General features: G+C 55.4%; 19 protein-coding genes and 1 tRNA gene. 11 read left to right on the top strand and 9 right to left on the bottom strand.

Annotation, left to right across the window (positions count from 1 at the left end):
* From BLT03_RS14365 to pilV, 8 genes are all read right to left on the bottom strand, one after another.
* A partial coding sequence (locus BLT03_RS14365; RefSeq protein ID WP_491907766.1) for a transposase occupies positions 1 to 228 on the bottom strand: 228 nt, incomplete at its 3' end.
* Positions 229 to 540: 312 nt separating this feature from the next.
* Positions 541 to 2,397 (bottom strand): phospholipase D family protein, encoded by a 1,857-nt coding sequence (locus tag BLT03_RS14360; RefSeq protein WP_245711393.1) that lies wholly within the window; start codon positions 2,395 to 2,397, stop codon positions 541 to 543.
* Positions 2,398 to 2,424: 27 nt separating this feature from the next.
* Positions 2,425 to 2,997 (bottom strand): GspH/FimT family pseudopilin, encoded by a 573-nt coding sequence (locus tag BLT03_RS14355; RefSeq protein ID WP_092744439.1) that lies wholly within the window; start codon positions 2,995 to 2,997, stop codon positions 2,425 to 2,427.
* Position 2,998: 1 nt separating this feature from the next.
* Positions 2,999 to 3,511 carry a type IV pilin protein gene (locus BLT03_RS14350; RefSeq protein WP_353615279.1) on the bottom strand — a complete coding sequence of 171 codons (513 nt, stop codon included), beginning with the start codon at positions 3,509 to 3,511 and terminating at the stop codon, positions 2,999 to 3,001.
* Positions 3,508 to 7,944 (bottom strand): pilus assembly protein, encoded by a 4,437-nt coding sequence (locus BLT03_RS14345; protein WP_092744459.1) that lies wholly within the window; start codon positions 7,942 to 7,944, stop codon positions 3,508 to 3,510. The genes BLT03_RS14350 and BLT03_RS14345 overlap by 4 nt, the downstream gene beginning before the upstream one ends.
* Positions 7,945 to 7,954: 10 nt before the next feature.
* On the bottom strand, positions 7,955 to 8,569 hold the full coding sequence (locus BLT03_RS14340; RefSeq protein ID WP_092744438.1) for a pilus assembly PilX family protein: 615 nt from the start codon (positions 8,567 to 8,569) through the stop codon (positions 7,955 to 7,957).
* 14 nt (positions 8,570 to 8,583) lie between these two features.
* The gene (locus BLT03_RS14335) at positions 8,584 to 9,615 is read right to left on the bottom strand and encodes a PilW family protein (protein ID WP_092744437.1); all 1,032 of its coding nucleotides are present in this window, start codon (positions 9,613 to 9,615) and stop codon (positions 8,584 to 8,586) included.
* A complete protein-coding gene (pilV, locus tag BLT03_RS14330) occupies positions 9,612 to 10,283 on the bottom strand; it encodes a type IV pilus modification protein PilV (RefSeq protein ID WP_092744436.1) in 672 nt (223 codons plus the stop codon). Before pilV ends, BLT03_RS14335 begins: the two co-directional genes overlap by 4 nt.
* A 122-nt stretch (positions 10,284 to 10,405) precedes the next feature.
* Between pilV and ribD the strand changes: the two genes are divergently transcribed.
* Positions 10,406 to 11,512: a bifunctional diaminohydroxyphosphoribosylaminopyrimidine deaminase/5-amino-6-(5-phosphoribosylamino)uracil reductase RibD gene (gene ribD / locus BLT03_RS14325; RefSeq protein ID WP_092744435.1), complete on the top strand. Its 1,107-nt coding sequence runs from the start codon at positions 10,406 to 10,408 to the stop codon at positions 11,510 to 11,512.
* 21 nt (positions 11,513 to 11,533) lie between these two features.
* Here the strand turns inward: ribD and BLT03_RS14320 are convergent, their stop codons facing one another.
* On the bottom strand, positions 11,534 to 11,803 hold the full coding sequence (locus BLT03_RS14320) for a hypothetical protein (RefSeq protein WP_092744458.1): 270 nt from the start codon (positions 11,801 to 11,803) through the stop codon (positions 11,534 to 11,536).
* Between the two features lie 98 nt (positions 11,804 to 11,901).
* Between BLT03_RS14320 and BLT03_RS14315 the strand changes: the two genes are divergently transcribed.
* From BLT03_RS14315 to BLT03_RS14270, 10 genes are all read left to right on the top strand, one after another.
* Complete coding sequence (locus tag BLT03_RS14315) at positions 11,902 to 13,059, top strand: pyridoxal phosphate-dependent aminotransferase (protein ID WP_092744434.1); 1,158 nt, start codon at positions 11,902 to 11,904, stop codon at positions 13,057 to 13,059.
* 123 nt (positions 13,060 to 13,182) lie between these two features.
* The gene (rpsO, locus tag BLT03_RS14310; RefSeq protein WP_007849123.1) at positions 13,183 to 13,449 is read left to right on the top strand and encodes a 30S ribosomal protein S15; all 267 of its coding nucleotides are present in this window, start codon (positions 13,183 to 13,185) and stop codon (positions 13,447 to 13,449) included.
* A gap of 205 nt (positions 13,450 to 13,654) precedes the next feature.
* On the top strand, positions 13,655 to 15,898 hold the full coding sequence (gene pnp, locus BLT03_RS14305; RefSeq protein ID WP_092744433.1) for a polyribonucleotide nucleotidyltransferase: 2,244 nt from the start codon (positions 13,655 to 13,657) through the stop codon (positions 15,896 to 15,898).
* A gap of 91 nt (positions 15,899 to 15,989) precedes the next feature.
* On the top strand, positions 15,990 to 16,982 hold the full coding sequence (locus tag BLT03_RS14300; RefSeq protein ID WP_092744432.1) for an NAD(P)H-quinone oxidoreductase: 993 nt from the start codon (positions 15,990 to 15,992) through the stop codon (positions 16,980 to 16,982).
* Complete coding sequence (gene tpiA, locus BLT03_RS14295) at positions 16,979 to 17,722, top strand: triose-phosphate isomerase (protein WP_092744431.1); 744 nt, start codon at positions 16,979 to 16,981, stop codon at positions 17,720 to 17,722. Before BLT03_RS14300 ends, tpiA begins: the two co-directional genes overlap by 4 nt.
* Positions 17,723 to 17,763: 41 nt before the next feature.
* On the top strand, positions 17,764 to 18,141 hold the full coding sequence (gene secG / locus BLT03_RS14290; protein ID WP_092744430.1) for a preprotein translocase subunit SecG: 378 nt from the start codon (positions 17,764 to 17,766) through the stop codon (positions 18,139 to 18,141).
* 122 nt (positions 18,142 to 18,263) lie between these two features.
* Positions 18,264 to 18,348, top strand: a tRNA-Leu gene (locus BLT03_RS14285).
* 73 nt (positions 18,349 to 18,421) lie between these two features.
* Positions 18,422 to 18,781: an NADH-quinone oxidoreductase subunit A gene (locus BLT03_RS14280; protein WP_092744429.1), complete on the top strand. Its 360-nt coding sequence runs from the start codon at positions 18,422 to 18,424 to the stop codon at positions 18,779 to 18,781.
* A gap of 24 nt (positions 18,782 to 18,805) precedes the next feature.
* Entirely contained in the window at positions 18,806 to 19,285 is a 480-nt protein-coding gene (locus tag BLT03_RS14275) for a NuoB/complex I 20 kDa subunit family protein (protein WP_007849129.1), read from the top strand.
* 10 nt (positions 19,286 to 19,295) lie between these two features.
* Positions 19,296 to 19,904, top strand: a complete 609-nt coding sequence (locus BLT03_RS14270) for an NADH-quinone oxidoreductase subunit C (protein ID WP_092744428.1) — start codon at positions 19,296 to 19,298, stop codon at positions 19,902 to 19,904.
* The last annotated feature ends 11 nt before the right edge of the window (positions 19,905 to 19,915 follow it).

Raw genomic sequence — 19,915 nt, 5'->3', positions numbered from 1 at the left:
GTCGGAGGCATCGAAGGTGTGCTGCAGGTACAGCAACCCGGCGATCAGACGAGGTGGCAATGCGGGCCGGCCCCGCCAGGAAGTGAACGAGACCACGAACGTGCGCTCGATCTCGGCCCAGTCGATCAGCGCAGCCAAACGGACCAGCGGGTGCTTCATGTTGAGCTGCTCGTCCAGCCGTGGGCGAAACAACTCACCGGACTGAGGCAGCGAAGGCTTCGGACCCATGGAACTCCTCGGAGAAATTTGCAAGAAAACAGGTACTGGAACAACCATACCTTGCAAATCCTGCGCCCATCCATCAGCAGAACTACGTGTCAGATCAAGGGCTTGCAGATTGTTCAGGGCGGACTACCAACAAGTGCGGACGATGACGGACCAGCGGGAGATCACGGAGTGGCTGCAGCGGCAGGCAGCTTGTTCGTCCCCAACCCGGGAATGATGGGAATAGCGGTTGACCTGCTTCCGTGATCTGCGGCAGAAGCAGCAGCGGTGCGCTGCTGTTTCCGCAATCTATGGTGCTGCGAGGTGAGGCGCTGGCTACAGCAGGTGATCCGGAGCCAGCGGGCCCAGAAGCTTCAGCAGCAAACGCAGGCCCAGTCCGGTGTCGGGATCGGTCGTGGCATCCGGCAGCCCGCTGCCCTGTGGCGCGCGCCAGACCAGGCCCTGTTCGGTTTTCTCCAATCGCCACGCGCCTTCGCGCATCGCTGTCTCGATCTGCTCCGACGCCATCCGCGACAGCGCCCGGCTTTGGATGAGCAAAGCGATTTCGGTGTTCTGCAGTTGCGACCGCAGGTCCAGGTTCATCGACCCGACCACCAGCAATCGACCGTCCAGCACCAGCACTTTGGAGTGCAGCATGGAGCGCGACTCGCCAGTGGCCGTCGCGCCGGATGAGCCGAACGTTGATTTGAGGCCGGGTTGTTCGCTGCGCAATTCATACAGTTCCACCCCCATCGCCAGCAATTCGTCGCGGTGGCGTGCGTAGCCCACATGCGCGACCGGCGCATCGTTGGAAGCCAGGGAATTGGTCAGCACCCGCACGCGCACACCGCGCGCACGGGCATCTGCAAACGCCTTCTTCATGTCGTCGCCGGGCACGAAGTAGGGCGAAATGATGAGCAGATCCTGCCGCGCCTGGGCCAGAAGCTGCAGCAGTCCATCCACCACCGTATCGCCTTGCGCCACATGCTCGGCAGACGCTTGCAGTGCCTGTGCGCGCGGCGCCGTGGCCGTCGTCGTCGTCGTCATGGCTTTGCCGCCTTCCGATTGCGACCTGGGGGCACTCACTTGCACCGCAGCACCCGGTTTCATGTCCGCGGCAGCTGCCACTCGATCCCCTTCCGCCGGGATCTTTGCCGGCCGGTCCGCCAACATCACGGCGGGCGCCCACACGAATGCGGCAGTGCGCAGATCCATGGGCTGCTGGTTCCAGGCCCAGTTGCGCTGCGCTTGCGTCGGGCCATCGCGGGAAGGCCGCGGCTCGCCATCCGGGGGCTTGGGACCATCACTCCGAGAGCCATTGGCGTCTGGCGCGGCCCTGGCTGGGGTGGACAAGTCGTCGTCGTTATTGTTGTTGTCGTTGCCATCCCCCTGGTGGGGCTGAGCAGCGCCCGCTGCCTTGACCGTCTGCTCGCGCAGCCGGGCCAGTTCCTGCTGCGTGATCAGCGATTGCACCGGGTACGCGCGCTCGTTGTTCCAATAGCTGTCGAAGCTGCGGGACAGGTCCTGCACGATCGGGCCGACCGCCAGTACATCCACGTCCACGAAGTTGCCCGATTCCGCATTGCCGAAATAGGCGTCGCCGAGGTTGCGTCCGCCCGTCACCCCCATGACGTTGTCCGCAATGAAGAGCTTGTTGTGCATGCGCTGCTGCACCCGGGAAAAGTCAGTGACCGAGCCCCACAGGCGCCCTAGCATCGAACCACGAGGCCCCGCCACCGGATTGAACATGCGCATTTCCACGTTGGGCTGAAACGCCATGCCCATCACCAGCGCATTGCGCCCCGTGCTGTGAAAGTCATCCAGCAATACCCGCACCCGTACACCCCGGCGGGCTGCAGCGACCACGCCGCGCAGCAATCGTTCGCTGCTGGCATCGGCATGAATGGCGTAGTACTGCAGGTCCAGGGTTTTCTGGGCGTTTTCTACGAGAGCCAGGCGGCTGCTGTATGCCTCTTGGGGGCCGCTGAGCAGGAGGAAACCGGAGTCATGGCGTGCACTCGAATTACGACGCTGTTCGTCGACTATTTTGAATAGACCAGTATTTCCGGGTTGAGCTAATGCTTGAGAGACGGGTCGATGGATTTCCGCAGGCAGGCCCGCGCAACCTGAAATAAATAATGCCGTAAAAAGTGCGACCGTTAAGCGGAAGCCATGTACAGAAGGTTTTTTCACTCGCGTTATTTTGAAAATTCTGGCTGCTTACTCCGAAGCTGTAGTAGTACAGCTCGAATCTTTGGACGGGCTGCAAGACCTGGCCCTGCCACTTTTTGAAATGATAATCCGCCGAGTTTCTTCTGTTTGCTTGGTACCAGTTAAATCATTTCTGGCTATTGTCAGCGTCAGATTTGCTGGGTATGAGCCTGAGGTAGTTCTGGAGAATCCAGAGCTGTCAAATTTAATATATGGCGTAGTGTCACCCGACGTGCCGTTTCCTGAAATACTGAAGTAACTGGCGGGCGCTTCTTGAACCATCACAGTGATATCCCCGCTTTCGCTGTAATTACCACTGCGGTCTTTGTCGACAAAAACCGTCCAACCACTGGCCCAATTAGTTCCATCGGAAGGAACAACAAAAGCGTTAGCATTTTGCTTCATTGCTTCCGCTTTTGTTGTATTAATAGCCACAAGCAAAGAATTGATGAGCGAGGTTAATTGAGAATTCCTTTGAAAGGCCTGAAAGCCAGGAACTGCGACAAGTAACAATGCGCCCGCTACTGCTAGCGTCACTAGCAATTCAATAAGAGTAAAACCATAATGAAATTTGAATTTCATATTATGGCCAGCATAGTTTGGGATTGGTGGTAGTCCCAGTGCATTTTTTGGTGCCATTGCTCATCAGCTCCAAATTACCAACTGCAGGGTCCGACTTAACAGGGGTTGCAATTACTCTGACACATTGAGAAATAGATAGGGTGCTGCTCCCAGCACCGGGGCACGTATTGGCAGACAACAGATAGGCAGCTGATGCAGCATTTCCATCTCCTGAGAATGTCTTGAAGGGCACACCACTGGCAGTTACTCCTCCACAGGCTGTAGAAGGAGATGGCGCTAAAGGCGTAGCGGTCCCCCCACTATTGCTAAAGGCCAGATAGCAGTTCCTCTGTGTCATATATCGCTCCTGCTGTTGAAGAAGCTCCGCCAAAGCGGCGCGGCCTTGGGCTCTGCGCCCCTTCAAGATGGAGTCGTTATAAGCAGGATAAGCAACGGCCGCCAAAATACCGATTACCGCCACCACGATCATGAGTTCGATCAAAGTGAAACCGTAATTCTTTCGAATATTCATCATGGGACTACCTTGTTCTTCATGTCTTGATAATTATTTATTTGGCGCCAGCTTAGCCGTCCTACTGCTTCGGTGATGCTAACCACTTGGGTGCTTGTGCTCGCCCCCCCTTGTCCAATGGTGGCACTGCGCAGGGTGGTAGTCCGCCAGCCTCGACCGGTACTATCAAGTGGCGCCGGAGTGGTCTCAGATTCGTTCGTAAAAAACATGCTTGGTCCTAACAGTCCGACGGTTGATCGGTTGTATCGTCCTGAGCCTTCACCAATATCAATAACGTAGGCATTGCTGTTGCCCGGCGTATTCGTGCAAGTTCCGGTAGCGCCGGTAGCACCAGGAATGATGGTATTGAATGTAGCGTAAAGACTGCCTTGATCGCCGATAGCGCTGACCAACTTCTCACCTGCAGTCGGCATGTCAAAATACCAGCCTGAACGCTGTGTCGCATCAGTATCGGAGGCAGCTCGACCCCATTTAAATGCACCTACAGTAACTACTCTTGTATTGGTGTTGACAGAGCCTTGTTTTAAACGTGCTCTGCCATTGATAACGCTGGCTCCTGCTGGAGAGCTGTCTGCAGCGGTATTGCCATTGTCATATACCGCATAAAAGCTGTTTGTCGCTGTAGAGGTGTTATCGCCAGTTTCCAAATACTTTCCAGTGCCAAAAGTCACGTAAAAGGTTTCCAGCCCAGAAACTGTCGGGCCTGAGAAAATCGCGGGAGCCGACGTTATGGGCTGAACGTTATTGCTTGCATCCTTGGCGATATACAAAGGATATGGTGTGGGGGAGCCCGCAGTGCCTTTGTTAAATGCCGTTAGCTTGTTCATATTCCAATCACTGGTAGCAAGGTTCTTTGAGAAGTCCAATTTCCAAAGATTACCGTGAAAGTCGCCCATATAGATCTGTGTGACCTCTCCAGCGCTGCCCCATAGCGGCTGAAAATTAACGAGACCGGTCGCCTTCGTTGTGCTTAATGAGCTGTCGACGGGTAATGAAATCTTGAAATAGTTGTTCCCGAGACTCCAAGTCGTGCCCGGTTGCTTATCTAGGGCAAGGAGGAAAAGGGCAGGCTGTCCTGACGCACTGAATGCGCCGTTTATGTCGGGCACATAGTTGTTTGCACCGCTAGCGACCACAGCAAACCAGCGATAGGTACTGGTGCTGGAACTGCCGCTAGTCTTCAGCTTCAGAATTTGTGGTTTCCCTATGACCTGCCCCATATCGGCGTCGTCGGAGCGTTTGAATTCCCACATCACATTTGCAACTGTGAAGTTGGAAGGGTCAGACACATCTAAAGCAAAAACGCCAGAACCACCCCCGCCTGTCCCTGACACTAGAACTGTCTTCCAGTCGGAGGCTGTGCCATTGGATGCCACCTGCGCTTCTGCCACCACCGGTGATGCGTCTACATAACTTTGATGGCTGGTCGAATAGGTTGGATTTGTCAATGCTGAAAGCTTGTGGCCCAGCCAGCTTGGAATATAAGCAAAGAGTTCGTTCCCATTGGTTGCATTAAAAGAATGAAGCATTCCGTCATTTGCGCCAACAAAAACAGCAGGAGTCCGGGTTTTATAGGCATTTCGAAATGCTGTGTAGCCCGCGCCTGAATAGGCTGCTGTCGGTGCGCCGGAATATACAACACTCGAATTGACTACATCTCCAAGTAGGGAGCTTCTAACGCGGAAAGGACTACCTTCTTTACTTCTGTCACCTCTCAAGAAACTGACCCGTGCTGAACCTTGCCCATCCGCTGAAGCGGCCGGATCAGTTTTATCCAAATAGGCTTGGAGAGAGCCTTCAATAGTGCTCCAAGTGAAATCCGATGCGACCGGATTTGCATTTCCAGCTGTATTACCCACATAAATTTTTCGATTGACTGCTGGGGAAGCCATGACTGAGAGGCGATCCGCCGCACTCCAGAGCGGGGTGCCCAATACAAGACTTGAACCAGAAGCGCTCAATGGCTCTGCAATAACGTCACCGCTCCAATTGCTGGTATCAAATTTCGCTGAATATACAACACTTCCAGACGAGCTGTTAATGGTGGTAGAAGCAGCAGAACTGCCTGCGATGCTTCTGGCTTGAGTAGATGCGCGGCTGAAAATTTCGTCAAAAGCCGACAATACTCCTCGAGCACTACTCTGGAGGTAATACGTTCCCGCTTCACCAGGATCAGCTGATTTTTGCCAGACATTATTGTCGTTTGTTCCATCCTGGCGTTTGAAGGGGTTGCCATACGTGTTGTAGGGTTTGGCGCCGGAATTGGTCGGATCAGATTCAAAGCCACCGTACTTTGAGGCCATGAAAAATTGGTTTGCAAAACGGCGAGTGGATGCATTGTTTTGTGCACCGTACTCATTCACGTCAAATAGAAACGTTTTTACTCTCAAACCTGGGCGCTGCTTATCTGGTGCTGCAGTCCAGTCAGCTCCACGAATGTCATGCGTATGAGACCAATAAGCCGAACCCATGATCTGGCTAGTCTGGGAGTTGGTGGGGACACTGTTATTGGCGCCGTTCGGGTTGCCTGTGGTGCGGGAAACATTTTGCCCATCTAGATAACTCACCGACTGGTTTTTTTCAAAAGCTTGAACTATACCGCGCCAGGCATTGATATCTGGAATATTATTTGCTCCGCTTGGCGTGGGAAATCTGTTGCCGTCATGGGTATTAATATCGCCAATTACGACTATGTTGCTCTTAAGACAAGAGTAATCTGAGGCATTGCTTCTGTTGGCATAGGGGTCTGTCCAATTTTGGTAAACTGGATATCCATCATACATTTCTGATGTTATGTTGTTGGTTGCTGCAGAAGTTGGCTGTAAACCCTGCAAATACCTAAGCGTCTCATAGTGCAATTCTCCCACGGGATCGTAAATTTTGTAGCGCCCAGGGGTAGGTCCAGTTCTCCCAAATTTATTCAAATAATTGATGACGCCACTTATGTTTGGAGTCTGCGTGTTGTCATTATCTGGATTGGATAAGAAAACGCCGGTATTTGCATTCCATTCGGCATTGGGGTTTCCGCCACTGGGGGTATTGTCTTGACCAGTAGTGTTAAAGGTCTTGCTGCCCACATACTTCATAGGCGCACGCAGTACGCCACCGTAGCGACCATTGTTATAACTCGCAGTTTGATCCATTAGATAACCAAATGCAGCAAGTCGCATTTGATCGCTATATTTCTGAATTACTCCAGTAGGTTTATAGTTGCCGTTAGGATATTGTCTGCATAAGTTGTATGCAGACCGAACGTCTTGCAGGGTTCCTGAAGTTGTATTGCATACTTGAACACGAGCATAAAAGAATCCATCGCTGTTCAAGCCAGTAGCAACGGGTGGAGTCCAATTGCCGGTATAGTTTCTGTAATAGCATTGTTTTGGCGTTCCACTTTTTGGATCACCGAAAACGTCGTTTGAGCAAGCTACGCCATTAGACGCAGGCGCCACCTTCCAATAATTGGTCAAGCCCACTCGTACCCCATACCAAACTTCTTTGGTGCCGCTAAAGCTGCAGGTGTTACCTTCATTGCTGCACGATGTCATGCCGGAAAGAGGCAATGCATTTGAGGTGGTTGTAACCGGACCAACCGATGAGGTTGCGGTGGGAGAACCCAACTTATATGACGCAGGTCCTGTAGAGCAATCGCCAGTATTGGACGTACCGAAATAGATTCGGTTCAAGGTGTTTGCAACCCATATATCATTTCCATTGGCAGCTGTAATCATTGCCGCAGGCACTGCCCCCCAATAAGTTCCGGCAGCGCTCCCATCGCGTTGCAACTGTTTCGCCGGAAAATTGCTGGTGTTCCACATGCAGACGGGGTCATTATTTGGAATAACCGCTCTCTGCAAGATCGTCAATGACGAGTTTGGTGTCGCGGTATCAATGTAGCGATCACCTCCCGACAAGGCAAGGCGCAACATGTCGATGGCCGAGCTACTCGCCCAGTTCAAAAAATTTCCACTGAAAGCATCTGTACATTTCCGACTGGTTGCTGCACCGCTACGGTCGAAACGTTTGTAGTCGGCAGTCGTCAGGCCAGCCGCTGGAGTTTCAGAAGGTGCATTGTTATATACATAACAACTTTCTGCATCATAATATCCGAGATATTCTTGGAGATTAGAGTACGTATTGTCTGTTGTTCCTCCTGAGGGATATTGTGATCCTACAGTAGGGTATTCAACAGACAAAGCTAAGGCCAACGTAGGCTTATCCACCGCCGCAGCGGCATAAAGAGGATCCGCAGATATATTAATTGCAGGTATTGCAGGAGCCGTCCCGGTGCCAAACGCTAAAAACGAAACCGTCGCCGTAATTGGCAAAAATGCCCATGCAATAAATTTAGTACGGGGACGTCGTAAAAAATTTTGTAAATTCAGCAACGTTTTTGTTGTTTTCTTTGCTATGGGCCTAAGGGTGGTATCTGATTTCATATAGGCCTCATTAATTTCTAAAAATTACTTGGGAAACAGTTTGGGTATCTTCATTAGGCCCAAACCCCATTGCTGTGATTCTGTAGATGTATTTAATCTCAGTCGGATTTTTTGTTCTAGACATGGATGGTTCGGGAATAGGTTCTATGACATACCGAGGAGGCCGTGCCGGTTGAATTCCGGCTGCTCCGGATGGGAACGTCCGTCCCGTGAATTGTCCAAATTCCGTTGTAGGCTTATTAGTGTCGGTAGAGAGGAAGTTGACAGCCAACCATGCAGGTTTCCCTGCCGCATTAAGACTGCACAGACCGGTTGTGTTCCCGGAGTTGCCGCAATCAGGAGCAAATTGTGCAATGTCAGTATTGCCGCGTTTGAAGATGCTATTGCGTTTAGTGGTGGAAGCTGCTGGTTGCCCTAGGATGTCAAATTCTGCATCCATTAAAGCAGCTTCAGTTGCTTGCCACGCGATCTGCGTGTCTCGATCATTTCGTGTACCTCGCTCCGCCATCATGGAAATCTGTACTCCGGATATGCCTAAGATAGAAACGATGACGAGAATTAGCATCACCACAATCAGAGAGGCACCTTGCTCCTTTGACGTTTGATGCGCATGGGCTGATTTCATAACAATAATCTTGGTTAATTGTCTTGCTGGTAATTGCGCAAATGAACAGTAAAAGTAACTGTTTGGCGTAGTCGTCCATCGTTAAATGTCACAACTGTGCCAGGGTCATTTGTAGCGTCAGCTAATCCACTCCCAATGGACCCAGAACTTGAGCCTTTGCCAGTACCCATCGGATATAGAGTTTGTGAGCTTTTATCAATAGCAGAGCCAGATGGACCTCTTACGACCATCCCTATGCGTAAACTCCTGACGCGTTGCCAATTTGCATAGCTAACTGCCGCATTTGAGGTGTTAGTAATTTGGTCGGCTCTCAAGTAACGCTCTGGCCCATTTTCTGGCGAGCTTGCTGAACTCGCGGGTAAAGTAGCGTTATTTGGCCCGATACCGTCCACACCATAAAGAACTTGAAAATTCTCCACACCCCTGATCAATGGCTCTGCTTTTAGACTGCCGGCCGAGGATACATAAGTGCACATGAGGGACGGTTCGCCATCATCGCCAGCGCTGACATGAAGAATGCTGATCATCCGGTCGTACCGGTCTATCGGCACCGCTGTGGGCGCATTGCCCATGCAGTCGATCATCGTTTCGTCAGAGGTCGTGGCAGTAGGCGATAGTCGGCTTGCTTGATTGCGAATAATCAGAATGTCGCTACCTCTGCCTACCTCGGATGATGACCAATTTGAACTTTCATCCCAGGCATTTGTTTGGCTGCGCTTTTGATTATTGATTCCATAAATATTTGGTGGCGGGTTTGATTCAATTCCGGCGGTGTCGGCTAATAGGGCTGTGGCAGCATCCCTTACATCTTTATATCCTGCTTGAACGCCCAGACGTTGAATAAGATCGACCGCGAATCGGCTGTTATCGCGAAGCTGTGAGGCTGTATCAACACTGCTGAAACCTTGGCGGGACACGACAAGCGCCGCAACAGCGGCAAGTACAATGAGCAAGCTGATGACCATTGCCACCATCAACTCAATCAGAGTCAACCCTGCTTGTCTTTTTTGAAAAGCCGGAAAACTTGGCTTCATATTATTTTTCATATGGCGCTTGCATTTCCGCTGGTGACTGGAAAAATAATATAAGGAGTACTGCCCGTAGTGCTGGCTTGTTCAAGCACATCAACTCCAATTTTGCTTCTGTCCGTGGAATTTCTTGTCCAACCTATCTTGATGACTGCGATTTCATTTGTTCCTGAAGTGTTGCATGACCATCGGGGTATACCGTTGCTATCGTAGGGAGAACTGTCAAAACATATAACAACGCGCGCTCCCGGAAGGAGGTTATCAACACGTGCTAACCAATCGGTCATCTCTGCATTTGCAATGTCTGTTGCGGACGTGCAGCCTGTGGCGGCATTTCCAACACTAAGGCAATAAGAAGGGGTGGCTGCAACCATAGAACCGCTTGAAAGCGAAACCAAATACGGATTATCAGCGGGTGTGGTTATTACGCCGATTTCTTTATTGCCACGCATCATTTCTGCGAGTTCCCTTGCCAGCATTGCTGCTTGCGCCTGCAGTCTGGCCTCTCTATTTGACTGCAAAGCGAATGCTTGCATGCCCACCAAGCCCAGCATGCCAAAAGACATGATCACGATCGCTACCAGCACTTCAATCAGGGTAAGACCCCGCAGCTTCCGAGCTTTCTGCTGAGTAGAGAGTGATGTGGAGCGAAGCGAACTCATTGGTAACAAGGCGGAAGATGTCATTGGCGGATGTTACGTAAATTCGTCCTTGTCACCTCTGCCGTTAGCTCTTTGAGGCTGACCGTTTGGCGGCAGAATTCACGGCTGCACGACCGTATGGGTCCGTTTTACAGGGGTACATGTAGATGATTTCAGACTCCGCCTACATGGCGATGGCCTTAGGGTTAGCGAAGGAGGGCCTCTTTCGCACATCTCCGAATCCCCGCGTTGGTTGTGTCATTGTTGACGATGCCGGACAGGTTATTGGACGGGGTTCCACCCAGGCAGCGGGCGAAGCTCATGCAGAAATCATGGCATTGCAGGATGCTCGTGAACATGGGTTTTCGTCAGAAGGCGCGACTGCTTACGTGACATTGGAGCCTTGCGCTCATCAGGGGCGGACTGGACCTTGTTGCGATGCGTTGGCGGAGGCTGGGGTGGCAAGGGTGGTCGCATCCATCACCGATCCAAATCCAGTCGTGGCCGGGCAGGGGTTTCAGAAGTTGGCTGCGCGAGGCGTTGCTTTATCGGTTGGGTTGGAGGCCGAGCCTTCCCGAGAACTGAACATCGGATTCTTCAGCCGCATGATTCGTAAGCGTCCATGGATCCGGATGAAGTCCGCTGCATCTCTCGACGGCATAACGGCCCTCCACACCGGTGAAAGTCAATGGATAACTTCACCTTTGGCACGTGCAGACGGCCATGCCTGGAGAGCCCGAGCTTGTGCGGTGCTGACTGGAATTGGCACGGTGCTGGCGGATGATCCAAGGTTGGATGTGCGGGAGGTGAATACCTCTCGCCAACCGTCCCTGATCTTGGTGGACAGCCGGTTGAGGGTGCCTTTGGACGCAGCTTTGTTCAGACCTGAACGCCGTGTCTTTATTTACACCGCGGTTCGAAATCCCGAGAAGGAAGCCCTGTTGGCCTCCCGTGGAGTCACAGTGCTGCATTTTCCCGATCTCTCAGGTCGGGTCGATCTCTCTGCCATGTGTTTTGATCTGGCCCGCCTTCAATTGAACGAAGTGCACGTGGAGGCGGGTAGCCAACTCAATGGTGCGATGCTCCAGGCCGGGTTGGTTGACGAAATCCTGCTGTACTTGGCGCCGAAATTGTTGGGGTCTGGGCTAGGCATCGCTCATCGTTTAGAGACATCATCCTTGGCAGACGCCGATGGCCTGACATTTCATTCGATAGGGTTGGTAGGGCCAGATTTACGTGTAGTGGCCAGATTGTCTGGGCACGACGAGTTTTGAATCCAGCATTGTGTGGGGCGGTCATCGATGGGTATATCCCAGGCAGGCCCCTGCATTTGGACGACCTTTGCATTCCCTGTACATCCGACGATCGCGCTCGGCCTTTGATTCTTCGGAAGTGCTTCGCTGGGTAGTGTTTTTGATTTTGACCGAGTGCTTTTTATTGATTGGCTGCTCGGTGTTCGGCTGAGACGCTGCGGCTTGCGCGGCTGGGCTTGCAGTACCGGCAAAAACACCAATGCAGAGTGCAAAGATAAGACCAGCGAGATTTGTTTTGGTTGGAACAGGCATTTTCTCCCTTTCAATATTTGATATGCCGGGCATTGTGTCGCAGGAATCACCGCCTGCAACCACTACGATGCATTCTCTTTTTCCATAGGGATGTTCCGATGCGCGCTACCGTCATTTCTCTTGCCGAATCCCAAATTCGTGAAGTAGCCAACGCGGGAATAGGCCGCAAGGATGTCTTGCCTTTCTGGTTCGGCGAGAGCGATGAGACAACCCCCGAAGTTATCCGCAGCGCTGCTGTGGAATCTTTGCAGCGTGGAGAAACCTTTTATTCCCACAACCTGGGCTTGCCTGAATTGCGGGCTGCGATAGCTTCCTACACGACGCAATCCCACAAGCCAGTCACTTCAGACAGGGTGGCTGTCACTTCGGGCGGGGTCAATGGACTCATGCTGTCGATGCAGGCGCTACTGGATGCCGATGACGAGGTCGTGGCCGTTACGCCCGTATGGCCAAACTTGACTGCGCAGCCTCGGATCATGGGCGCCCGCTTGCGCTGTGTGGCGCTTCGCCCTCAGGCCACCGGTGAATGGACGTTGGATGTGGAGGAACTCTTGAAGGCCGTCACTCCCACGACGCGACTCCTCATTCTGAATGCGCCCAACAATCCCACGGGCTGGACTTTGACGCATGAGGAACAGCTTCGAATTCTCCGGCACTGCCGTACCACCGGCACCTGGATCTTGGCGGATGAGGTTTACGAAAAGCTGTACTACGAGCCTTCGTCGTCAGGGTGCGCTCCGAGCTTTCTTGACGTGGCGGAACCCGAAGACCGCCTGATTGTGGTGCAGAGTTTTTCGAAGAGCTTTCTCATGACGGGTTGGCGGCTGGGTTGGCTGGTCATGCCCGCCGATCTGACCCATCACATGGGCAAACTGATCGAATTCAATACCTCATTCACTAGCGTCTTCACGCAGCGGGCGGGCATTGCTGCTTTGCAGCATGCGTCGGAAATCACTCCCCGTGTCGTTTCACATATGCAGAATTGCCGGGATACCTTGGTGCCCTTGCTGCAATTGCTCCCCGGTGTCGAGGTGGCGATGCCAAGAGGAGGCATGTATGCGTTCTTCCGAATGGCTGGTCAGGGTGACTCGTTGGCGCTCGCCAAGCGCCTGGTGCTGGAGGCGGGCCTGGGCTTGGCCCCTGGCAGCGCGTTTGGCGATGAAGCGCAAGGATGGCTGCGATGGTGCTTCGCATCGCACGATCCTCAGCGGCTGGAGGAGGGCGTGAGGCGGCTCGAAAAATGGCTCGGGGTATAATCGCCGAGTTTTGCATGGTGCAAGACGCACGCTTGTGGCCATTCCAGCCGCTTGCGCAAGTAAGTCAGGGGCTGTGCGGCTGTTCACGCCGTGTTCACCGGCCCCGCAATTCAAGGAAAACCAATGATCGCATCCTCTATCAAGGCCGAAGTCGTCAAGGCCAACGCCCGTGCTGCCAATGACACCGGTAGCCCGGAAGTGCAAGTGGCCCTGCTGACCGCCCGCATCAACGAACTGACCCCTCACTTCAAGACCCATGCCAAGGATCACCACGGTCGCCGTGGCCTTCTGCGCATGGTGAGCCGCCGCCGCAAGCTGCTGGACTACCTGAAGGCGAAGGACGCTGAACGTTATACGGCTTTGATCGCCAAGCTGGGTCTGCGCAAGTAAGCGCATTCGCATGCCGAAACGCCTGGGTTAGCACGCTAGCTCAGGCGTTTTTTACTTCGGAGCCGCAAAACAGAGCGAAGCTGTGTCATTCCAATGGTCTTGTCCTTTGATGTGAAAAGACAGAATCATTGGAATGGCATCGTGTTCTGAATTGCACTCCTTCCCTAGCTGAAGCTGTGTATTCAGCTATAAAAATGGAGCAAAAATGAGCATTTTTAACAAAGTCACCAAGTCTTTCCAATGGGGCGACAAGACCGTCGTCATGGAAACGGGCGAAATCGCCCGCCAGGCATCCGGCGCAGTGCTGGTGAATATCGATGACACCGTCGTGCTGGCCACGGTGGTGGGTTCCAAGACGGCCAAGCCCGGACAGGATTTCTTCCCGCTGACGGTGGATTACATCGAGAAGACGTATGCCGCTGGCAAGATTCCCGGCAGCTTCTTCAAGCGCGAAGCCAAGCCCAGCGAGCACGAGACGCTCACGAGCCGTCTCATCGACCGCCCGATCCGCCCTCTCTTCCCTGAAGGCTTCTTCAACGAAGTGCACGTGGTCATCCACACGGTGTCGTTGAACCCCGAAGTGGACGCAGACATCGCCGCGATGATCGCCGTGAGCGCTGCGCTTTCCATTTCCGGCATTCCGTTCAATGGCCCGATCGGCGCTGCGCGCGTTGGCTATATCAACGGCGAATACGTGCTGAATCCCGGCCAGACGGCCCGCAAGAATTCTCAGATGGACCTCGTGGTGGCTGGCACCGAAGCGGCTGTGCTGATGGTCGAATCCGAAGCGCAACAGCTGTCCGAAGAGATCATGCTGGGTGCCGTGGTGTTCGGCCATGAGCAAGGCAACGTGGCCATCAATGCGATCCATGAACTGGTGCGCGACGCCGGCAAGGCCGTGTGGGACTGGCAGCCACCTGCCAAGGACGAGTCTTTCATTGGCAAGGTCAACGCCCTGGCGGAAGAAAAACTCCGTGCCGCTTACCAGATCCGCAGTAAGCAGGCTCGTACGCAAGCCCTGCGTGAAGCCACCGCCTCAGTGCTGTCTGCCTTGAAGGCAGAGGGCGTTGAGTTCGACGCCGTCAAGGTCGAAGGCCTGCTGTTCGACATCGAAGCCAAGATCGTTCGCAGCCAGATTCTGTCGGGCGAGCCCCGCATCGACGGCCGCGACACCCGTACGGTGCGCCCCATCGAGATCCGCAACAGCGTGCTGCCGCGCACCCACGGCTCCGCGCTGTTCACGCGCGGTGAAACGCAGGCATTGGTCATCGCCACGCTCGGGACCGAGCGGGACGCTCAGCGCATCGATGCACTGGCCGGCGAATATGAAGACCGCTTCATGATGCACTACAACATGCCTCCCTTCGCCACCGGCGAAGTGGGCCGCATGGGCTCGACCAAGCGCCGCGAAATCGGCCACGGCCGTCTGGCCAAGCGTGCGCTGATCGCCGTGCTGCCGACCAAGGAAGAATTCCCCTACACGATGCGCGTCGTGTCCGAAATCACGGAGTCCAACGGCTCCTCCTCGATGGCATCGGTGTGTGGTGGCTGCCTGTCCTTGATGGATGCTGGCGTTCCGATGAAGGCGCACGTGGCCGGTATCGCCATGGGCCTGATCAAGGAAGAAAATCGCTTTGCCGTGCTGACCGACATCCTGGGCGATGAAGATCATCTGGGCGACATGGACTTCAAGGTCGCTGGCACGACGGGCGGCATTACCGCTCTGCAGATGGACATCAAGATCCAGGGCATCACCAAGGAAATCATGCAGGTCGCATTGGCTCAGGCCAAGGAAGCGCGTCTGCACATTCTGGGCAAGATGCAAGAGGCCATGGGCGAAGCCAAGACCGAGGTGAGCAACTTCGCGCCGAAGCTGTTCACTATGAAAATCAATCCTGAAAAGATCCGTGACGTGATCGGCAAGGGCGGTGCGGTGATCCGTGCTCTGACGGAAGAAACCGGCACGCAGATCAACATCGACGAAGACGGCACCATCACCATCGCGTCCACCGACAGCGCCAAGGCAGACGAAGCCAAGCGCCGTATCGAGCAGATCACGGCCGAGGTCGAAATCGGCAAGATCTACGAAGGCCCGATCGTCAAGATTCTGGACTTCGGTGCGCTGATCAACCTGCTGCCCGGCAAGGACGGCTTGCTGCACATCAGCCAGATCGCACACGAGCGCGTCGAGAAGGTGACCGACTATCTGACCGAAGGCCAGATCGTCAAGGTCAAGGTGCTCGAGACGGACGAAAAGGGCCGCGTCAAGCTGTCCATGAAAGCGCTGACCGATCGCCCCATGGGTGATGGCGGTGGCCGTCCCGCACCTGCCGAGCGCGGCGAGCGTTCGGACCGTGGCGAACGGCGTGAGCGCCGCGAGGGCGCAGACCAGCAACAGCAGCAGCAATCCCTGACTTCCGGCGAATCGTCGGGTCAGATGGATGCCTGAGCTCCAACGCTATTGATATGAGAGCGGCCAGCGCAGATCCTGTCTGCGCTGGCGCTGCATTTCTCTCAACTCTTTTGGCAAGGTGAGTGCTATGCGTGTGGTGGAAATCGAGAGCCCTGGCGGCCCTGAAGTTCTTCGCTTGGGCGAACGCCCGGTTCCCCAGCCTGCTCCGGGCGAGTTGCTGATCCGGGTGGCTGCCAGCGGGATCAACCGGCCGGACGTCCTTCAGCGAAAAGGCCACTATGCGCCTCCGCCCGGGGCTTCGGAATTGCCCGGGCTCGAGGTGGCAGGCGTGATCGAAAGCGGCGACGAGGCGGAAATGGCCAAGGCGGGGCTGCGGGTTGGCGATCGCGTCTGCGCGTTGGTGGCTGGCGGCGGCTATGCTGAATATTGCGTGGCCCCGGTGGCGCAATGCTTGCCAGTGCCGGAGGGCTTGAGCGACATCGAGGCGGCTTCGTTGCCGGAAACGTTCTTCACCGTGTGGAGCAATGTCTTCGATCGTGGGCGCTTGTCTGAAGGCGAAACGTTGCTGGTGCAAGGTGGCAGCAGCGGGATCGGCGTGACGGCCATACAGCTGGGCCGTGCATTCGGTGCCACAGTCATCGTTACGGCTGGCAGCGACGAAAAGTGCGCGGCTTGCCTGGAAATCGGCGCCCATCACGCGATCAACTACAAGACCCAGGACTTCGTCGAGGAGGTGCAGCGCATCACCGGCGGCAAGGGAGTGGACGTGGTGCTCGACATGGTGGCGGGTGATTACGTGGCCCGCGAAATCGAATGCCTTGCAGAAGACGGCCGGCTGGTGATCATCGCGGTTCAAGGGGGCATCAAGGCTGAGTTGAATGCCGGGTTGGTGCTGCGCCGCCGCCTGACCGTGACCGGCTCCACGCTTCGGCCACGTTCCGTGGCGTTCAAGGGGGCCATTGCCAGCGCGTTGCGTGAGAAGGTCTGGCCGCTATTGGCGTCCCGCACGGTTCGGCCGATCGTTCACAGCACGTTTCCCGCTGCGGAGGCGGCAAAGGCCCATGCATTGATGGAATCCAGCCAGCACGCAGGGAAGATTGTTTTGACGTGGTCCGCATGAAAAAGAAACTGATTGCCGGTAATTGGAAGATGAACGGCAGCTTGGCTGCCAATCAGGTTTTGCTGGATGCATTGCGTTCAGGTGTTGGTCAATCCAATTGCGACATCGCCGTCGCCGTGCCGGCGCCTTATCTGGCGCAAGTGAAGGCGCTCGCGGATGGCTCTGCTGTGGCGGTGGCCGCTCAGGATGTGTCGATCTATGAGGCGGGTGCCTACACGGGCGAAACCTCGGCGGCCATGTTGCTGGAGTTCGGCGTGCGGTACGTGCTGGTAGGGCACTCCGAGCGGCGCCAATACCATGGGGAAACCGACGAGGTGGTCGCGGCCAAGGCGCAGCGTGCGCTGGCGGCGGGCATTACGCCCATCGTCTGCGTCGGCGAGACATTGGCGGAGCGCGAGGCGGGACAGACCGAAGCCGTCGTGAAGCGGCAGCTGGCTGCTGTCATTCATACGAATGGCCATTGCATCAGCGAAATCGTCGTGGCTTACGAGCCTGTGTGGGCCATCGGAACGGGCCGTACCGCCACGCCCGAGCAGGCGCAAGAGGTTCATGCGGTATTGCGTGCGCAACTGGCGGCGGCGAGTCCCCAGGCTGGAGGCATCCGCTTGCTGTACGGCGGGAGCATGAATGCAGCGAACGCCGCCCAGTTGCTGGCGCAGCCAGACATCGATGGTGGCCTGGTAGGGGGGGCGTCCCTCAAGGCCCAGGACTTTCTGCAAATCATTGCTGCGGCGCAATAAAGACGCCGGTATATAGCTATCAAATTAGGAGTAAATAGAGAATGAACGCGCTTGTGAACGTAATTTTGGCGGTCCAGATTCTGGCTGCCTTGGGAATGATCGGCCTGATCCTGATCCAGCATGGTAAGGGCGCCGATATGGGTGCGGCTTTTGGTAGCGGCAGTTCTGGCAGCCTGTTCGGTGCCAGCGGCAGTGCCAATTTCCTTTCCCGCACCACGGCGGTGCTGGCTGGTGTATTTTTCGTCGCAACGCTGGCGCTGGCCTATTTCGGCAATGTCCGTCCCGCAGGCGTGGGAAGCGTGCTTGAAACGCCGTCTGCCGTGGCTCCAGCTCAGCAGCCCGCCTCTGGCGCAGCTTCCGAAGTGCCTGTGGCGCCTGTTGTGCCGGCCTCGGGTGCGGGCCAGATTCCGACCAAGTAAGAAGAAAAGCGCAAAATTTGACCCGGCTCTTCGGAGCAGGGTTTTTCCGGAGTAGAATCCCGGATTGTCTGGAAAGCCAAAACCCCAAGCGGGTTCCTCATGCCATCCAGATGCATAAATCAGCCGTCGTGGTGAAATTGGTAGACACGCTATCTTGAGGGGGTAGTGGCGAAAGCTGTGCGAGTTCGAGTCTCGCCGACGGCACCAAAACAAAAAGCCCATCCAACACGCCCATCCTGGGGCGTCTGGGTGTAGCTTCAGCGGTGAGCACATCCTCCAGATGAACCTCGATCAGTACCTCCCCGTCCTTTTGTTCATCCTGGTCGGCATCGGTGTCGGCGTCGTACCTCTGGTACTGGGCTATGTACTCGGTCCGAATCGCCCGGATGCGGCCAAGAACTCCCCCTACGAATGCGGCTTCGAAGCCTTCGAAGACGCTCGCATGAAGTTCGACGTGCGTTACTACCTCGTCGCCATCCTCTTCATTCTTTTTGATCTGGAAATCGCTTTCCTGTTTCCGTGGGCGGTTTCGCTGCACGAAGTGGGGCTGACGGGTTTCATTGCCGTAGTCATCTTTCTGGCCATCCTCGTCGTGGGCTTTGCCTACGAGTGGAAAAAGGGTGCCCTGGATTGGGAATGACCGGTCTTCATAAGGAATGACACGATGATTGAAGGCGTGATGAAGGAAGGCTTCATCACCACCAGTTACGACTCGGTGGTGAATTGGGCCAAGACGGGATCGCTCTGGCCCATGACGTTCGGTCTGGCCTGCTGCGCGGTGGAGATGATGCACGCTGCGGCGGCGCGTTACGACATCGGCCGTTTCGGTGCGGAGGTGTTCCGTGCCAGCCCGCGCCAGTCCGATCTGATGATCGTGGCCGGTACGCTGTGCAACAAGATGGCGCCCGCTCTGCGCAAGGTGTATGACCAGATGTCGGAGCCGCGCTGGGTGCTCTCGATGGGTTCCTGCGCCAACGGTGGTGGTTACTACCACTACAGCTATTCGGTGGTGCGTGGCTGCGATCGCATCGTTCCGGTGGATGTCTATGTGCCTGGTTGCCCTCCGACGGCCGAGGCGCTGATCTACGGGATCATCCAGCTGCAGCAGAAAATTCGCCGTACCAACACCATCGCTCGCGTCTGAAGGGTTGACGATGACTGCCTTTGCTATTCGACCCGAAGCACTTCGGGACGCGATTGCCGCTGCGCTCGGCGACAAGGTGCGCCAGATTTCCGTGGCGCTGGGCGAGGTCACTCTGGTAGTGGCCTCTTCCGACTACCTGGCTGCGATGCAGGTGCTGCGCGATGCGCCGGGTTGCCGTTTCGAGCAATTGGTCGATCTGTGCGGTGTGGATTACTCGTCGTACGGCGATGTGGGCGTGGAAGGTCCTCGCTACTGCGTGGTGTCGCACCTGCTGTCGGTCAGCATGAACCAGCGTGTGCGCGTGAAGGTGTTCTGTCCCGATGACGATTTTCCGGTGGTGCCATCGGTGGCCGACCTCTGGAACTCTGCCAACTGGTACGAGCGCGAAGCCTTCGACCTGTATGGCATCGTGTTCGATGGCCACAGCGATCTGCGACGCATCCTGACCGACTACGGTTTCATCGGGCATCCTTTCCGCAAGGATTTCCCGCTGTCCGGGCATGTGGAAATGCGCTACGACGCCGAGCAGCGACGTGTCATCTACGAACCCGTGACGATCGAACCGCGTGAGATCACGCCCCGCATCATCCGCGAAGAAAAGTACGGAGGCCTGCACTGAGGCGTTCGCGC

The organism is Paracidovorax valerianellae (assembly GCF_900102625.1).
Lineage (GTDB): Bacteria > Pseudomonadota > Gammaproteobacteria > Burkholderiales > Burkholderiaceae_C > Paracidovorax > Paracidovorax valerianellae.
Note: the sequence above shows the minus strand (reverse complement) of the source record. Positions and strands in the feature narration are given on the sequence as shown.

Bases quoted from the DNA above. Each gene is read 5' to 3' on its own strand.
- ribD (WP_092744435.1), top strand. From the start codon at position 10,406: ATGATTTCAGACTCCGCCTACATGGCGATGGCCTTAGGGTTAGCGAAG.
- BLT03_RS14340 (WP_092744438.1), bottom strand. From the start codon at position 8,569: ATGAAATCAGCCCATGCGCATCAAACGTCAAAGGAGCAAGGTGCCTCT.
- BLT03_RS14270 (WP_092744428.1), top strand. From the start codon at position 19,296: ATGACTGCCTTTGCTATTCGACCCGAAGCACTTCGGGACGCGATTGCC.
- BLT03_RS14275 (WP_007849129.1), top strand. From the start codon at position 18,806: ATGATTGAAGGCGTGATGAAGGAAGGCTTCATCACCACCAGTTACGAC.
- BLT03_RS14335 (WP_092744437.1), bottom strand. From the start codon at position 9,615: ATGAAAAATAATATGAAGCCAAGTTTTCCGGCTTTTCAAAAAAGACAA.
- BLT03_RS14350 (WP_353615279.1), bottom strand. From the start codon at position 3,511: ATGATGAATATTCGAAAGAATTACGGTTTCACTTTGATCGAACTCATG.
- BLT03_RS14280 (WP_092744429.1), top strand. From the start codon at position 18,422: ATGAACCTCGATCAGTACCTCCCCGTCCTTTTGTTCATCCTGGTCGGC.
- BLT03_RS14355 (WP_092744439.1), bottom strand. From the start codon at position 2,997: ATGAAATTCAAATTTCATTATGGTTTTACTCTTATTGAATTGCTAGTG.
- BLT03_RS14315 (WP_092744434.1), top strand. From the start codon at position 11,902: ATGCGCGCTACCGTCATTTCTCTTGCCGAATCCCAAATTCGTGAAGTA.
- rpsO (WP_007849123.1), top strand. From the start codon at position 13,183: ATGATCGCATCCTCTATCAAGGCCGAAGTCGTCAAGGCCAACGCCCGT.
- tpiA (WP_092744431.1), top strand. From the start codon at position 16,979: ATGAAAAAGAAACTGATTGCCGGTAATTGGAAGATGAACGGCAGCTTG.
- BLT03_RS14300 (WP_092744432.1), top strand. From the start codon at position 15,990: ATGCGTGTGGTGGAAATCGAGAGCCCTGGCGGCCCTGAAGTTCTTCGC.
- BLT03_RS14320 (WP_092744458.1), bottom strand. From the start codon at position 11,803: ATGCCTGTTCCAACCAAAACAAATCTCGCTGGTCTTATCTTTGCACTC.
- BLT03_RS14345 (WP_092744459.1), bottom strand. From the start codon at position 7,944: ATGAAATCAGATACCACCCTTAGGCCCATAGCAAAGAAAACAACAAAA.
- secG (WP_092744430.1), top strand. From the start codon at position 17,764: ATGAACGCGCTTGTGAACGTAATTTTGGCGGTCCAGATTCTGGCTGCC.
- pilV (WP_092744436.1), bottom strand. From the start codon at position 10,283: ATGACATCTTCCGCCTTGTTACCAATGAGTTCGCTTCGCTCCACATCA.
- pnp (WP_092744433.1), top strand. From the start codon at position 13,655: ATGAGCATTTTTAACAAAGTCACCAAGTCTTTCCAATGGGGCGACAAG.